The sequence below is a fragment of the Pseudomonas sp. NC02 genome (assembly GCF_002874965.1).
GTDB lineage: Bacteria > Pseudomonadota > Gammaproteobacteria > Pseudomonadales > Pseudomonadaceae > Aquipseudomonas.
Genome location: NZ_CP025624.1, coordinates 1,881,305 through 1,896,648, shown reverse-complemented (window position 1 = coordinate 1,896,648; position 15,344 = coordinate 1,881,305). Strand labels below are relative to the sequence as shown.

10 protein-coding genes are annotated in these 15,344 nt (G+C 61.1%); 6 read left to right on the top strand and 4 right to left on the bottom strand.

Features of this window, described 5'->3' with window-relative positions:
* Positions 1-16 precede the first annotated feature (16 nt).
* The gene (gene sthA / locus C0058_RS08815) at positions 17-1,411 is read right to left on the bottom strand and encodes a Si-specific NAD(P)(+) transhydrogenase (protein WP_003218947.1); all 1,395 of its coding nucleotides are present in this window, start codon (positions 1,409-1,411) and stop codon (positions 17-19) included.
* A gap of 236 nt (positions 1,412-1,647) precedes the next feature.
* On the opposite strand from sthA, the gene C0058_RS08810 reads away from it, so the two are divergent.
* Positions 1,648-2,190: a chalcone isomerase family protein gene (locus C0058_RS08810; RefSeq protein WP_102368393.1), complete on the top strand. Its 543-nt coding sequence runs from the start codon at positions 1,648-1,650 to the stop codon at positions 2,188-2,190.
* A gap of 286 nt (positions 2,191-2,476) precedes the next feature.
* The gene (locus C0058_RS08800; protein ID WP_008437599.1) at positions 2,477-3,775 is read left to right on the top strand and encodes an MFS transporter; all 1,299 of its coding nucleotides are present in this window, start codon (positions 2,477-2,479) and stop codon (positions 3,773-3,775) included.
* Positions 3,776-3,938: 163 nt separating this feature from the next.
* On the opposite strand, the gene C0058_RS08795 is transcribed toward C0058_RS08800, so the two are convergent.
* The gene (locus tag C0058_RS08795; RefSeq protein ID WP_102368391.1) at positions 3,939-5,402 is read right to left on the bottom strand and encodes a glyceraldehyde-3-phosphate dehydrogenase; all 1,464 of its coding nucleotides are present in this window, start codon (positions 5,400-5,402) and stop codon (positions 3,939-3,941) included.
* A 339-nt stretch (positions 5,403-5,741) separates the two neighbouring features.
* On the opposite strand from C0058_RS08795, the gene mfd reads away from it, so the two are divergent.
* The 3 genes from mfd to C0058_RS08780 are packed head-to-tail and all read left to right on the top strand — an operon-like array spanning position 5,742 to position 12,472.
* Positions 5,742-9,191 carry a transcription-repair coupling factor gene (gene mfd / locus C0058_RS08790; protein ID WP_003218956.1) on the top strand — a complete coding sequence of 1,150 codons (3,450 nt, stop codon included), beginning with the start codon at positions 5,742-5,744 and terminating at the stop codon, positions 9,189-9,191.
* Positions 9,192-9,202: 11 nt separating this feature from the next.
* Positions 9,203-9,772: a CsiV family protein gene (locus tag C0058_RS08785; protein ID WP_003218957.1), complete on the top strand. Its 570-nt coding sequence runs from the start codon at positions 9,203-9,205 to the stop codon at positions 9,770-9,772.
* A 9-nt stretch (positions 9,773-9,781) separates the two neighbouring features.
* A complete protein-coding gene (locus C0058_RS08780; protein WP_102368390.1) occupies positions 9,782-12,472 on the top strand; it encodes a DEAD/DEAH box helicase in 2,691 nt (896 codons plus the stop codon).
* A 112-nt stretch (positions 12,473-12,584) separates the two neighbouring features.
* On the opposite strand, the gene nagZ is transcribed toward C0058_RS08780, so the two are convergent.
* Together nagZ and C0058_RS08770 are read right to left on the bottom strand one after the other, a co-directional pair.
* Positions 12,585-13,595 carry a beta-N-acetylhexosaminidase gene (gene nagZ / locus C0058_RS08775; protein WP_003218962.1) on the bottom strand — a complete coding sequence of 337 codons (1,011 nt, stop codon included), beginning with the start codon at positions 13,593-13,595 and terminating at the stop codon, positions 12,585-12,587.
* Positions 13,596-13,765: 170 nt separating this feature from the next.
* On the bottom strand, positions 13,766-14,473 hold the full coding sequence (locus tag C0058_RS08770) for a TetR/AcrR family transcriptional regulator (protein ID WP_102368389.1): 708 nt from the start codon (positions 14,471-14,473) through the stop codon (positions 13,766-13,768).
* Positions 14,474-14,735: 262 nt separating this feature from the next.
* On the opposite strand from C0058_RS08770, the gene lexA reads away from it, so the two are divergent.
* The gene (lexA, locus tag C0058_RS08765; RefSeq protein WP_003172575.1) at positions 14,736-15,344 is read left to right on the top strand and encodes a transcriptional repressor LexA; all 609 of its coding nucleotides are present in this window, start codon (positions 14,736-14,738) and stop codon (positions 15,342-15,344) included.

Sequence of the window (15,344 nt, the reverse complement as noted above, 5' to 3'; positions counted from 1 at the left end):
CACCGGCCGGAGCCGCTCAAAAAAGCCGGTTGAGGCCGTCGTAGGCCGCTACCCGATAGGCTTCAGCCATGGTCGGGTAGTTGAACGTGGTGTTGACGAAATACTTGAGGGTATTCAGCTCACCCGGCTGGTTCATGATCGCCTGGCCGATGTGCACGATCTCCGACGCCTGATAGCCGAAGCAATGCACGCCCAGCACTTCCAGAGTCTCGCGGTGGAACAGGATCTTCAGCATGCCCTGGGGCTCACCGGCGATCTGCGCACGCGCCATGCTCTTGAAGAACGCCTTGCCGACTTCATAAGGCACCTTGGCCTTGGTCAGTTCGTGCTCGTTCTTGCCGATCGAGCTGATCTCGGGAATCGTGTAGATCCCGGTCGGCACGTCGTTGACGTAGCGCCAGCTGCCGTTGTCGACAATGCTGCCAGCGGCCGAGCGGCCCTGGTCATGGGCGGCACTGGCCAGGCTCGGCCAGCCGATCACGTCACCGGCACCGTAGATGTTCGGTACGCAGGTGCGGTAGTTCTCGTCGACTTCGATCTGGCCACGGCTGTTGACCTTGACCCCGATGTTTTCCATGCCCAGCTTGTCGGTGTTGCCGGTACGGCCGTTGCACCACAGCAAGGCGTCGGCCTTGATCTTCTTGCCGGATTTCAGGTGCAGGATCACACCGTTGTCCAGGCCTTCGACCCGCTCGTACTCTTCGTTGTGGCGCACGGTGATGTTGTTGTTGCTGAAGTGGTAACTCAACGCCTGGGAAATTTCCGAGTCGAGGAAGCTCAGCAACTGGTCGCGGTTATCCACCAGCTCGACCAATACACCCAGGCCGCTGAAGATCGAGGCGTATTCACAGCCGATCACGCCGGCGCCGTAGATGATCAGTTTGCGCGGGGTGTGGCCCAGGCTGAGGATGGTGTCGCTATCGTAGATACGCGGGTGGTGGAAATCGATATCCGCCGGGCGATACGGACGCGAGCCGGTGGCGATGATGATGTGCTTGGCTACCAGCTTCTCGACCACGCCGTTGGCGCAGACCACTTCGACGGTTTGCTCGTCGGCGAAGCTGCCGGTGCCGAAGAACAGGTCGACGCGGTTACGGGCATAGAAGCCGGTACGCGAGGCAACCTGTTTGGAAATGACTTTTTCAGCGCTCTTGAGCACGTCCGGGAACGAGAACCAGCGCGGCTCACCAATGGCCCGGAACATCGGGTTGGTGTTGAACTGCATGATCTGGCGCACCGAGTGACGCAAGGCCTTGGACGGGATGGTACCCAGGTGGGTGCAGTTACCGCCGACCTGGCGACGGCTATCGACCATCGCCACCTTGCGCCCTGCTTTGGCGGCGTTCATCGCCGCACCTTCTCCAGCTGGGCCGGAACCCAGTACCACCACGTCGTAGTTGTAGACAGCCATGCGTACTCCTCAGAACAGGCCAGGGCGCACGGTTGGACGCCTGGCTAAATCATGCCGCGGCCAGCGGTCATGAAGGATCAATGTGGCTCAAGTGTGTGAGCCGGGGCACAGTCTATAGAACGCTCAACGTCGCGCACATTAACCCTTGGTCGCGTCGTAGGCCAGTTTTGCCTTTACTACACGGCGCTCGTTATTGAATTAACCTGTAGGCAAGCACCTTTTCATGACTGGCCATTATGAAGCATGTCGTCATTTGTTTATTGCTGATGTTTTCGGTCCCGGTTCTGGCGAATGAGGCTGATCGCCTCAAACAAGCCGATTTTCCGGCGCAATCTCATCAACTGGTGCTGAAAAACCAGGCCGTCCTGACCTACCTGTGGGCAGACGTCTATGCGGCGGCATTGTTCGCCCCGGCTGACCTGAGCGCCAAACAAGCCCTGGATCAGCAAAAAGACCTGCGCCTGGAGCTGTATTACTTTCGCGATATCGACCGCAACGATGTGATCAAGGCCGCCACTGCCACCCTCGAACGTCAGCAAACACCCGCCGCCCTCGCCCGCCTGAAGCCTGAACTGGATCAATTGCACAAAAGCTTCCGCAACATCCGCAGCGGCGACCGTTATGCGCTGGACTTCCAGCCTCAGCGCGGCCTGAACCTGGAAATCAACGGCACGGTGGTGTTCAGCAGTCGCAATGACGAGCTGGCCAAGGCTTACCTGGGAATCTGGCTGGCACCAAAAGGCTTGTCCGACAGCCTGCGTAACACCCTCCTCAACTGATCGCAAAAACCCTGTGGGAGCGGGCTTGCTCGCGAATGCGGTGTGTCATTGGCTCATAAGCTGACTGACACACCGCATTCGCGAGCAAGCCCGCTCCCACATTGGATTTTCATCACCCGGAGGCCTGCGGCAATTTGCCAGCTTGCTATCGGTTTTTTGTTGCCTGTGGTGGCTTATACACATATCGTTACAAAACTGTTCAGCGCCAGCCTCGTGCCAAGGCTTTAACAGCAAGGACGGTTGCGACCAGGGATTACTAATAAGATAGCCAAAATGAGTGCATGACATGTCCACTACAACGGGCAAGGGCAAGGCGATCTTTCGCGTTGTCAGCGGTAACTTCCTCGAGATGTTCGACTTCATGGTCTATGGCTTCTACGCCACGGCCATTGCCAAGACATTTTTCCCCACCGACAGCGCGTTCGCGTCCCTGATGCTGTCCCTGGCGACCTTTGGTGCCGGGTTCCTGATGCGTCCGCTGGGCGCGATTTTCCTCGGTGCCTATATCGACCGTCACGGCCGTAAAAAGGGCCTGGTGATCACCCTGGCGATGATGGCCGCCGGTACCGTGCTGATCGCCTGCGTTCCCGGGTATGCCACCCTGGGTGTCGCGGCGCCGCTGATCGTGTTGTTCGGCCGCCTGCTGCAAGGTTTCTCCGCCGGTGTCGAACTGGGCGGCGTGTCGGTGTACCTGGCGGAAATCGCCACTCCAGGCCGTAAAGGCTTCTTCGTCAGTTGGCAGTCCGCCAGCCAGCAAGCTGCGGTGGTATTCGCCGGCCTGCTGGGCGTAGGCCTCAACCACTGGCTCAGCCCGGAAGAAATGGGTGACTGGGGCTGGCGCGTGCCGTTCCTGATCGGCTGCCTGATCGTGCCGGTGATCTTCGTGATTCGTCGCTCCCTGGAAGAAACCCCGGAATTCCAGGCGCGCAAACACCGCCCTACCCTGCAGGAAATCGTCCGCTCGATCGGCCAGAACTTCGGCATCGTCATCGCCGGCATGGCGCTGGTGGTGATGACCACCGTGTCGTTCTACCTGATCACCGCCTACACCCCGACCTTCGGCAAGGCCGAACTGCACCTGTCGGACTTCGACGCGCTGCTGGTCACTGTGTGCGTGGGCATCTCGAACTTCATCTGGCTGCCGGTGATGGGGGCGGTGTCCGACAAGATCGGGCGTAAACCCCTGCTGCTGGGGGCGACTATTCTGGCGATCCTCACCGCTTATCCAGCGCTGTCCTGGCTGGTAGCCAACCCGAGTTTCAGCCATCTGCTGATCGTGCTGCTCTGGCTGTCGTTCCTGTATGGCTCGTACAACGGCGCGATGGTTGTAGCGCTGACCGAAATCATGCCGGTAGAAGTGCGCACCACCGGTTTCTCCCTGGCCTACAGCCTGGCGACGGCAACCTTTGGTGGCTTTACTCCGGCGGCCTGTACCTACCTGATCCACGTGCTGGACAACAAGGCCGCACCGGGCATCTGGCTCAGCGGCGCGGCGGTGCTGGGCTTGATCGCCACATTGATTCTGTTCAAGGGCAACCGGCATGAACTGCGTACCGCGCAGGCCTCTGTAGTCGGCGGCGCTTGATAGGTCGCTTTCGCGAGCAAGCCCGCTCCCACATTTGAAATGTATTCACAAATCAAAATGTGGGAGCTGGCTTGCCTGCGATGAGGCCGGTACAAGCAACACAAAAACAACAGACATAAAAAAGCCCCGAACCAGTCGGGGCTTTTTCATTTACCGCTGATGCTTAGCGCGGGAATGCTGGCGGGTTAACCCCGGCCATGTCTTCCATCACACGAACCACCTGGCAGCTGTAACCGAATTCGTTGTCGTACCAGACGTACAGAACAACGCGGTTCTCTTGAGTGATGGTCGCTTCAGCGTCCACCACACCGGCGTGGCGCGAGCCCACGAAGTCGGTGGAAACCACTTCCTGCGAATTGACGAAGTCGATTTGCTTGTGCAGATCGGAGTGCAGCGCCATGTAGCGCAGGTACTCGTTCATCTCTTCACGGGTGGCGGCTTTCTCAAGGTTCAGGTTGAGAATGGCCATCGACACGTTCGGCGTCGGAACACGGATCGCGTTACCGGTCAGCTTGCCGGCCAGTTCAGGCAGGGCCTTGGCAGCAGCGGTGGCAGCACCGGTCTCGGTGATCACCATGTTCAGCGCGGCGCTACGGCCACGGCGATCGCCCTTGTGGAAGTTGTCGATCAGGTTCTGGTCGTTGGTGTACGAGTGAACCGTTTCAACGTGACCGTTAACGATACCGAACTTGTCATTCACAGCCTTCAGCACCGGCACGATGGCGTTGGTGGTGCAGGAAGCGGCGGACACGATCTTGTCGTCAGCGGTGATTTCACCGTGGTTGATGCCGTGCACGATGTTCTTCAGCTTGCCCTTGCCAGGCGCAGTCAGGACAACGCGGTCGATACCCGGGCACGCCAGGTGCTGGCCCAGGCCCTCGGCATCACGCCACACACCGGTGTTGTCCACCAGCAGTGCGTCCTTGATGCCGTACTGGGTGTAATCCACCTCAGACGGGTTCTTCGCGTAGATCACCTGGATCAGGTTACCGTTGGCGGTGATGGTGTTGTTTTCTTCGTCGATGACGATGGTGCCGTTGAACGGACCGTGGACCGAGTCACGACGCAGCAGGCTCGCGCGCTTGGTCAGGTCGTTTTCAGCACCTTTACGCACCACGATGGCACGCAGGCGCAGGCCGTCGCCGCCACCGGTTTTTTCGATCAGGATGCGCGCCAGCAGGCGGCCGATACGACCGAAACCGTACAGCACAACGTCGGTGCCTTTGCGGGCTGCGGCGTTTTGCTGGCCAACCACGTCGGCCATTTCTTCACGTACGAACTGCTCGGCGGTGCGGCCAGCGCCTTCCTTGCGGAATTTATAGGCCAGCTTGCCCAGGTCTACCGAAGCCGCGCCGAGCTTGAGCTCGCTCATGGCTTTAAGCAGAGGGAATGTTTCGTGGACGGAGAGTTCGCTATCGTCGGCAGAACGATGGCGAGCAAAGCGATGAGCCTTGAGAATCGCGATGACTGATTGGTTGATCAGGCTGCGGCCATAGATCGAGCTCACCACGTTGTTATTGCGGTATAGCTGACCGATAAGCGGAATCATCGCTTCAGCGAGTGCTTCACGGTCGATCCATTCACCAAGACACTGGTCGGGCTTCTGAGTCACGGGAACCTTCCACATGTAGGGGCAGAAAAAAGGGGCTACATTATGCCGCCCGACCGCCCTCGGAGCAATGCGCGGCCCGCAACAAAAACCCTTGCAAAAAAATATCGCCCCTCTGCAGCCCAGTAAATACGCGGCTTCCAGCGCACCCCCTGTTGGACCAATGTGACAAAGTGTCCGTAACCCTCCGAAACATACACCGATTTCGGCACTACATAATGAGTCAAAAGGCACCTTTGTTTGTCTTAGCCACTACATTTCCTACAAACCGTAATAGGCTCAGTCAGCAACTGACAGGCGGCACTCCGGGCCGTTACAATTACCGACTTTGTCGCAACGCTTGGAGCTCAACCTTCCGTGCCCGTTCTGCGTCTACCGCTTCTCCCTGCCGCGGCAGGTAAACAGCACTGGGGCAATCTGCCCGGTGCCGCCCTGAGCCTGGCCATCGCCGAGGCTGCCAGCGCTGCCAAGCGCTTTACCCTGCTGCTCACCGCCGACAGCCAAAGTGCCGAGCGGCTGGAACAGGAGCTGAGTTTCTTCGCCCCCGATTTGCCGGTACTGCATTTTCCGGACTGGGAAACCCTGCCCTACGATCTGTTCTCGCCGCACCAGGACATCATTTCCCAGCGCATCGCCAGCCTGTACCGCTTGCCGGAACTGGCCCACGGCGTGCTGGTGGTGCCAATCACCACGGCCCTGCACCGCCTGGCACCGACCAAGTTCCTGCTGGGCAGCAGCCTGGTGCTGGATATCGGCCAGAAGCTCGATGTGGAGCAAATGCGCACCCGGCTTGAGGCCAGCGGCTATCGCTGCGTCGACACGGTGTACGAGCACGGTGAGTTCGCCGTGCGTGGCGCGTTGATCGACCTGTTCCCGATGGGCAGCAAACTGCCCTACCGGATCGACCTGTTCGACGACGAAATCGAAACCCTGCGCACCTTCGATCCGGAAAACCAGCGCTCCATCGACAAGGTGCAGTCGATCAAGCTGCTGCCGGCCCGGGAGTTCCCGCTGCAAAAAGACGCGGTCACGCGCTTCAAGGCACGTTTCCGCGAGCGCTTCGACGTCGACTTCCGTCGCTGCCCGATCTTCCAGGACTTGAGCAGCGGGATTACCCCCGCCGGCATCGAGTACTACCTGCCGCTGTTCTTCGACGAAACCTCCACGCTCTTCGATTACCTGCCCCAGGACACCCAGGTGTTCTCGCTGCCAGGCATCGAACAGGCAGCGGAGAATTTCTGGAATGACGTGCGCAACCGTTATGAAGAACGCCGCGTCGACCCGTCCCGTCCTTTATTGCCACCGGCCGAGCTGTTCCTGCCGGTGGAGGACTGCTTCGCCCGCCTGAAAAACTGGCCGCGAGTAGTCGCCAGCCAGCAGGACGTGGATGCAGGCGCCGGCCGCGAGCGCTTTCCGGCGCAAGCGCTGCCGAACCTGGCGATTGAAGCCAAGGCCAACCAGCCGCTGGAAGCATTGTCGAATTTCCTCGGTGACTTCCCCGGCCGCGTGCTGTTTACCGCCGAGTCCGCCGGGCGCCGCGAGGTGCTGCTGGAGTTGCTGGAACGCCTGAAGCTGCGGCCGAAAACCGTCGATAGCTGGCCGGACTTTGTCGCGAGCAAGGACCGCCTGGCGATCACCATCGCACCGCTGGACGAAGGGCTGCTGCTGGACGACCCGGCCCTGGCACTGATTGCCGAGAGCCCGCTGTTCGGTCAGCGGGTGATGCAGCGCCGCCGCCGGGAAAAGCGCGCCGATGCCAACAACGATGCGGTGATCAAGAACCTCACCGAACTGCGCGAAGGCGCGCCGGTGGTGCATATCGACCACGGCGTGGGCCGTTACCTGGGCCTGCAGACCCTGGAGATCGACAACCAGGTGGCCGAATTCCTCACCATGGAATACGCCGAGGGCGCCAAGCTCTACGTGCCCGTGGCAAACCTGCACCTGATCGCCCGCTACACCGGCAGCGACGACGCCCTCGCCCCGTTGCACCGCCTGGGCTCCGAGACCTGGCAGAAAGCCAAGCGCAAGGCCGCCGAACAGGTACGCGATGTGGCCGCCGAGTTGCTCGACATCTATGCCCGCCGCGCCGCCCGCGAAGGTTATGCGTTTGCCGACCCAAAAGCCGACTACGCCACCTTCAGCGCCGGCTTCGCCTTCGAAGAAACCCCGGACCAGCAAACCACCATCGACGCCGTGCGCGCCGACATGCTGGCGCCCAAGCCGATGGACCGCCTGGTGTGCGGCGACGTGGGCTTCGGCAAGACCGAAGTGGCAATGCGCGCAGCGTTTATTGCGGTGCACGGTGGCCGCCAAGTGGCGATCCTCGTCCCCACCACCCTGCTCGCCCAGCAGCACTACAACAGCTTTCGCGACCGCTTTGCCGACTGGCCGGTGACTGTGGAGGTGATGAGCCGCTTCAAATCGGCCAAGGAAGTGAATGCGGCCATCGCCGACCTGGCGGAAGGCAAGATCGACATTGTCATCGGCACTCACAAGCTGCTGTCGGATGACGTGAAGATCAAGAACCTCGGGCTGGTGATCATCGACGAAGAGCACCGCTTCGGGGTTCGCCAGAAAGAACAGCTCAAGGCCCTGCGCAGTGAAGTCGACATCCTGACGCTCACCGCCACGCCGATTCCGCGCACGCTGAACATGGCGGTGTCGGGCATGCGCGACCTGTCGATCATCGCCACGCCGCCGGCGCGCCGGTTGTCGGTGCGCACCTTCGTCATGGAGCAGAACAAAAGCACGGTCAAGGAAGCCCTGCTGCGCGAGTTGCTGCGCGGCGGCCAGGTGTACTACCTGCACAACGATGTAAAAACCATCGAGAAATGCGCCGCCGACCTCGCCGAACTGGTGCCGGAAGCACGGATCGCCATCGGCCACGGGCAGATGCGCGAGCGCGAACTCGAACAGGTGATGAGCGACTTCTATCACAAGCGCTTCAACGTGCTGATCGCCTCGACCATCATCGAGACCGGCATCGACGTGCCGAGCGCCAACACCATCATCATCGAGCGCGCCGACAAGTTCGGCCTGGCGCAGCTGCATCAGTTGCGCGGCCGGGTCGGGCGCAGTCACCACCAGGCGTATGCCTATCTGCTGACACCGCCGCGCCAGCAGATCACTTCCGACGCCGAGAAGCGCCTGGAAGCGATCGCCAACACCCAGGACCTCGGCGCCGGCTTTGTGCTGGCCACCAACGACCTGGAAATCCGCGGCGCCGGCGAACTGCTGGGCGACGGCCAGAGCGGGCAGATCCAGGCCGTCGGCTTCACCCTGTATATGGAAATGCTCGAGCGCGCGGTGAAGTCCATCCGCAAGGGCGAACAACCGAACCTCGACCAACCGCTGGGTGGCGGCCCGGAGATCAACCTGCGCCTGCCGGCGCTGATCCCCGAAGACTACCTGCCGGATGTGCACGCGCGACTGATCCTGTACAAGCGCATCGCCTCGGCCACCGACGAAGAAGGTCTCAAGGACCTTCAAGTGGAGATGATCGATCGCTTCGGCCTGTTGCCGGAGCCGACCAAGAACCTGGTGCGCCTGACCCTGCTCAAACTGCAGGCCGAGCAACTGGGCATCAAGAAGGTCGACGCCGGGCCGCAAGGTGGGCGTATCGAATTCGAAGCGCAGACGCCGGTGGACCCACTGGTGCTGATCAAGCTGATTCAGGGCCAGCCCAATCGCTACAAGTTCGAAGGGGCTACGCTGTTCAAATTCATGGTGCCGATGGAACGCGCCGAAGAACGCTTTAATACACTGGAGGCGCTGTTTGAGCGCCTCATCCCGAAATCTGCTTGAAGGACGCCCCAATGCGCCTGTTCCGCATTTTGAGCTTGTTGTTGGTGGTCGTTGCCCCTTCGGCGTTCGCCGACAGCCCGTACCTGGTGGAGATGATCCTGGTGCGCCAGAACGCCGAGCCGGTGATCAACAGCCGTGCGGCGCCGGAAAACTGGGACGCCGGCGCACCACGCCTGGGGACTGACAAAATGAGCCCGCCACGATTGGGCAATATTGTCGAGAAGCTGCAAGCCAGCAGCGACTACACCGTATTGCTGCACAAGTCCTGGGAACAGAATCTCGGTGAGCAACCGGTGAAGCTGGCCATCAGCGATGGCCAGGAACAGTTCGGCCAGTTCCCCATCGAAGGTACCCTGAACCTGCAGCTTGGACGCTTTACCGATATCGACGCAGACTTCTGGGTCAACCAGTTCGACGCCAACGGCAGCGTCATCGCCAGCGAACACCTCAGCCAGCAAGACGTGCGCACAAAGAACAACCAGCTCAACTACCTGGACGGCGGCCACCTCGCCCTGCTGATCAAGATCACTTCGCTGACCGCCAAGCCGCCCAGCGCTCCACCGCCCGATGTCCAGGACTGATCCAGCACCATGCCCCTGACGTCGTCGTTGACCAAACCCCTGGCCCCTTCGTGGGCCAATCGCTTTAAAGAGCAAAGCCTCGAGCGTGGCCGGCGCTACGCCCTGGAAAACCGTGTGCGTATCGTCGAGTCCGGCGACAGCACCATCATTGCCAGCTGCGAAGGCTCGGGTGGCAATGTCTACCGCCAGACCATTTCGCTGCGCGAATCCGCCAAGGGCACGTTGATCCTGGTGGACAGCCGCTGCACGTGCCCCGTGCACACCAACTGCAAACACATCGCCGCCGTGCTGCTCAAGGTCCAGGAAACCCTGGCCTACCCTGCGGCGGCCCAGGATGCCGAGTTGCTGGAGAAGCTCCAGGCGGTGCTGGATAACCGCGTGGTGTTGCCGCAAGTGGTGATGGAAGACGTGCAACCGGTGCCGCGCCTGTGGCTGGCGAGCATCGAGTTCAGCGCCTTCGAGCCGCGCAACGGCAAGATGCAGCGTTATATCCAGCATCGCGCAGCGTTGTCCTTCAACTATCTGGGCAACTACGTCAGCGGCCAGAAGAAGGCCGACATTATCGTGCGCCAGGAACAGCAGAGCCTGCGGATCAAGCGCCACCCCGAGGTGGAGCAGCAGTTTCGCGAACAGCTGCGCCTGCTGGGCTTCAAGATCGCCACCCGCCAGAGCAAGGCCCTGCCGGAAAGCGCCGGCGAGCTGTTCGAGATGGTCAATGACAGCGCGTGGCTGAACTTCACCCTGAATGCCTCGCCGAACCTGCGCGCCCAGGGTTGGGAACTACAGATCGACGAAGATTTCGGTTTTGACCTGAGCGCCGTCGACGACTGGTACGCCAGCGTCGACGAGATGCCGGAGCGCGACTGGTTCGACCTGGAACTGGGGATCATCGTCAACGGCGAACGCCTGAGTCTTCTGCCGATCCTGTTGAACCTGATGCGCTCTCACACCGAGATCCTCAACCCGGAAAAACTCGCCCGGCGCCGTGATGACGAACTGATCCTGGTGAACATTCCCGGCCTGCCCAACGGCCACGGCCCGCTGCAAGTGGCGCTGCCTTATGGCCGGCTGAAACCGGTGCTGGCAACCCTGGGCGAGTTCTACCTGCAAGAGCCCGGCACCACCGCGCTGCGCCTGGCCAAGGCCGACGCGATTCGCCTGAACCCGCTGGAAGACCTGCCGCTGCAATGGGAAGGCGGCGAAAAGATCCGCAACTTCGCCCAGCGCCTGCGGGACATCAAGGATTTCAGCTGCGAAGCGCCGGAAGGCTTGAACGCAACGTTGCGCCCTTATCAACTGGAAGGCCTGAGCTGGATGCAGTCGCTGCGCCAACTCGACGTCGGCGGGATTCTCGCGGATGACATGGGCCTGGGCAAAACCCTGCAAACCCTGGCGCATATTCTCAGCGAGAAAATCGCCGGACGCCTGGACCGCCCGTGCATGGTGGTGATGCCCACCAGCCTGATCCCGAACTGGCTCGACGAAGCGGCGCACTTCACGCCGCAGCTCAAAGTCATGGCGTTGTACGGCGCGGGGCGCAAGAAACATTTCCCTCAGTTGCAGGACTACGACCTGCTGCTGACCACCTACGCCCTGCTGCCCAAGGACATCGAGCAACTGGCCGCCCTGCCCTTGCACGTGCTGATCCTTGACGAAGCGCAGTACATCAAGAACCCCAACAGCAAGGCGGCCCAGGCGGCCCGCGAGCTGAACGCCCGCCAGCGCCTGTGCCTCAGCGGTACACCGCTGGAAAACCACTTGGGCGAGCTGTGGTCGCTGTTCCACTTCCTGCTGCCGGGTTGGCTGGGGGACGTGAAGAGCTTCAACCGCGATTACCGCGTACCGATCGAAAAGCGCGGCAGCGATGTGCGATTGCAGCACCTTAATGGTCGGATCAAGCCGTTCCTGCTGCGTCGCACCAAGGAGCAGGTGGCGACCGAGCTGCCGCCCAAGACCGAGATCATCCACTGGGTCGACCTCAACGAAGCCCAACGCGACGTGTACGAAACCATGCGCCTGGCGATGGACAAGAAAGTCCGCGACGAGATTACCCGCAAGGGTGTGGCGCGCAGCCAGATCATCATCCTGGAGGCGCTGCTCAAGTTGCGCCAGGTGTGCTGTGATTTACGCCTGGTCAATGATGCAACCCTGCCGGCAAAGGGCAGTAGCTCGGGCAAACTCGACAGCTTGATGGAGATGCTCGAAGAGCTGTTTGCCGAAGGCCGCAGGATTCTGCTGTTTTCCCAGTTCACTTCGATGCTGAGCCTGATCGAGGCCGAGTTGAAGAAGCGCGGCGTGGCTTATGCGCTTCTTACCGGTCAGACGCGGGATCGGCGCACGCCGGTGAAAGACTTCCAGAGCGGCAAGCTGCAGATCTTCCTGATCAGCCTGAAGGCAGGCGGCGTCGGACTTAACCTGACGGAAGCCGACACGGTGATTCACTACGACCCGTGGTGGAACCCGGCCACGGAAAACCAGGCCACCGACCGTGCGTACCGCATCGGCCAGGAGAAGCCGGTATTCGTCTACAAGATGATTGCCCGGGGCACCGTGGAAGAGAAAATCCAGCATTTGCAGCAGGAAAAGTCTGATCTGGCGGCGGGCGTTCTGGATGGGCGGACGACGGGGGATTGGAAGTTGGGGAATGAGGATATCGAGGCGTTGTTTGCGCCGTTGCCTCACAAGCAGGAAAAGCGCTGACTGTTAGATCACCTTCGCGAGCAAGCCCGCTCCCACATTTGACCGCATATACCCTGGAGGAATGCGGTCTGATGTGGGAGCGGGCTTGCTCGCGAAGGGCGCACCGCAGTTGTCAGTCGATTAACTGAGCATCTCGCAGCGCACCCAACGCCGCCAACCAACGCGGATCCTGCTTGTACTCGGTCGACGCCACAGCCTGGCCACGCATCCGCGCGATACGCGCCGACGGAGTGACCTTCATGCGCTGGGCGGCACTCAGGGCCAGCTCGGCGGCGGCGCGGTCGTTGCACACCAGGCCCATGTCGCAACCGGCAGTCAACGCCGCCTCAATACGACTGGCAGCATCACCGACCACATGAGCCCCCGCCATCGACAGGTCGTCACTGAAGATCACCCCGTCGAACTGCAACTCGCCACGCAGGATGTCCTGCAACCAGCGCCGGGAGAAGCCGGCCGGTTGCGCGTCCACTTGTGGATAAATCACATGGGCCGGCATGACGGCTGCCAGTTGCTTGCTCAGGCGCGCGAAAGGCACCAGGTCATTGGCGCGAATCTGTTCCAGGCTGCGCTCGTCGTTGGGAATGGCGACGTGGGAATCGGCTTCGGCCCAGCCGTGGCCGGGGAAGTGCTTGCCGGTGGCCGCCATACCGGCGCTGTTCATGCCACGGATGAAGGCGCCCGCGAGCACGGCGGCGCGCTCGGGGTCGCCTTCGAAGGCGCGAGTGCCCACAACGGCGCTGCGTTGGTAATCGAGGTCCAGCACCGGGGCGAAGCTCAGGTCCAGGCCAACCGCCAGCACTTCGGTTGCCATGATCCAACCGCACTGCTCGGCCAGTTGCTCCGCATTCGGGTTGTCGGCCAAGGCACGCATCGCCGGCAGACGCACAAACCCCTGACGCAAGCGTTGCACTCGGCCGCCTTCCTGATCGACCGCCAGCAACAGGTCCGGGCGCACGGCGCGAATCGCCGCGCTCAATTCACGCACCTGCCGAGGATGCTCGATATTGCGTGCAAAAATGATCAGGCCGCCCACCTCGGGCTGACGCAACAAGTGGCGATCCTCAGCCGTCAGCCAGGTGCCGGCAACGTCCACCATCAAAGAGCCTTGCAGGGCTTGGGTCATATAGCTTCCTTAAATAACGCGCGCAGCCCGAAGCCCCCGCGAGATCGCATCGCCAGGATTGAATCTGGAGACGGACGCTCAGCAAGCGTAACGGGCTGTGGATAAATAGCTGAAATCGGCATGGGCGGCTAGCTTAGCGGATGCAAGCGGCCGCGCACACCCGGGAGGGGTTAAACCTTGGCCGGGGCCGGTGCTGACTTGCTGCGCGGGCGCAATTGGGCGGCGGCCATGGCCTGGTCGGTGACGCCGGTTTCGGCACGCATGCCGGCGGCGAGAAACGGCACCATCAGGCGCATGACCTGCTCGATGGAGGTGTTGACGCCGAAGTCGGTCTCGGCAATCGCACGCAGTGCCTTGATCCCGGACATGCTGAATGCCGCGGCACCGAGCATGAAGTGCACGCGCCAGAACAGTTCGATTGGCGGGATACGCGGGGCGGCTTCGTTGACCAGCAACATATAGCGGCGGAACACCTTGCCGTACATGTCTTCCAGATAGCGGCGCAGGTGGCCCTGGCTCTGGCTGAACGCCAGGCCCAACAGGCGCATGAAGATCGACAGGTCGTTGCCGCTGCGTGGCTGAACCACCAGGGCTTGTTCGACGAGGATCTCCAGCAGGTCTTCCAGGCTTGGCTTGTTTTCAGGCTTGGCCTGGCGACGCTCCAGCTCACGGTCGAGGCTGATGCAGAAAGGCCCCAGGAACCGAGAGAACACGGCCTGGATCAGCGCCTTCTTGGAGCCGAAATGGTAGTTCACTGCCGCCAGGTTGACCCCGGCCTTGCTGGTAATCAGCCGCAATGAAGTTTCAGCAAATCCTTTTTCCGCGAACAACTGCTCGGCAGCATCGAGAATGCGTTCAACGGTTTCCGACTGGGCCATGGCTACTCCGCCTGACAAACACTTGTTTGAAACATACGTTTCAAGCTATGTCTTGTCAAGCCTGCAGGTCGGTTTGCGGCTGGCCGGTCAGCTATTTCATGGCCATTTAATCACATTCGCCAAGGTCTGTAGGCAGCGCTGTCTCCAGTGTGTAGGACAGGTGATAAATGACCGTCCAGCGGAGTGACTGAAAACGGTGATTGCCAAGCGCAGTCCACTGTATATAATCCCAGTCACTGTATAAAAAGACAGAGCGATCAACATGCTAAAACTGACGCCACGCCAAGCTGAGATTCTGGCTTTTATCAAGCGCTGCCTCGATGACAACGGCTACCCGCCGACCCGGGCGGAAATTGCGCTGGAACTGGGATTCAAGTCACCCAACGCCGCTGAAGAACACCTCAAGGCCCTCGCCCGCAAAGGCGCGATCGAGATGACCCCGGGTGCTTCACGCGGTATTCGCATCCCTGGCTTCGAAGCCAAGGCCGACGAGTCGACACTGCCGATCATCGGCCGGGTCGCTGCCGGTGCGCCGATCCTGGCGCAACAGCACGTCGAGGAATCCTGCAACATCAACCCGACCTTCTTCCATCCCCGTGCCGACTACCTGTTGCGGGTCCATGGCATGAGCATGAAGGACGTGGGCATTTTCGACGGCGACCTGCTGGCCGTCCACACCACACGTGAAGCTCGCAATGGCCAGATCGTCGTCGCCCGTATCGGCGATGAAGTGACGGTCAAACGCTTCAAGCGCGAAGGCAGCAAGGTCTGGCTCCTGGCCGAGAACCCCGAATTCGCGCCGATTGAGGTGAACCTGAAGGATCAGGACCTGGTGATTGAAGGCTTGAGCGTCGGCGTTATTCGCCGCTAA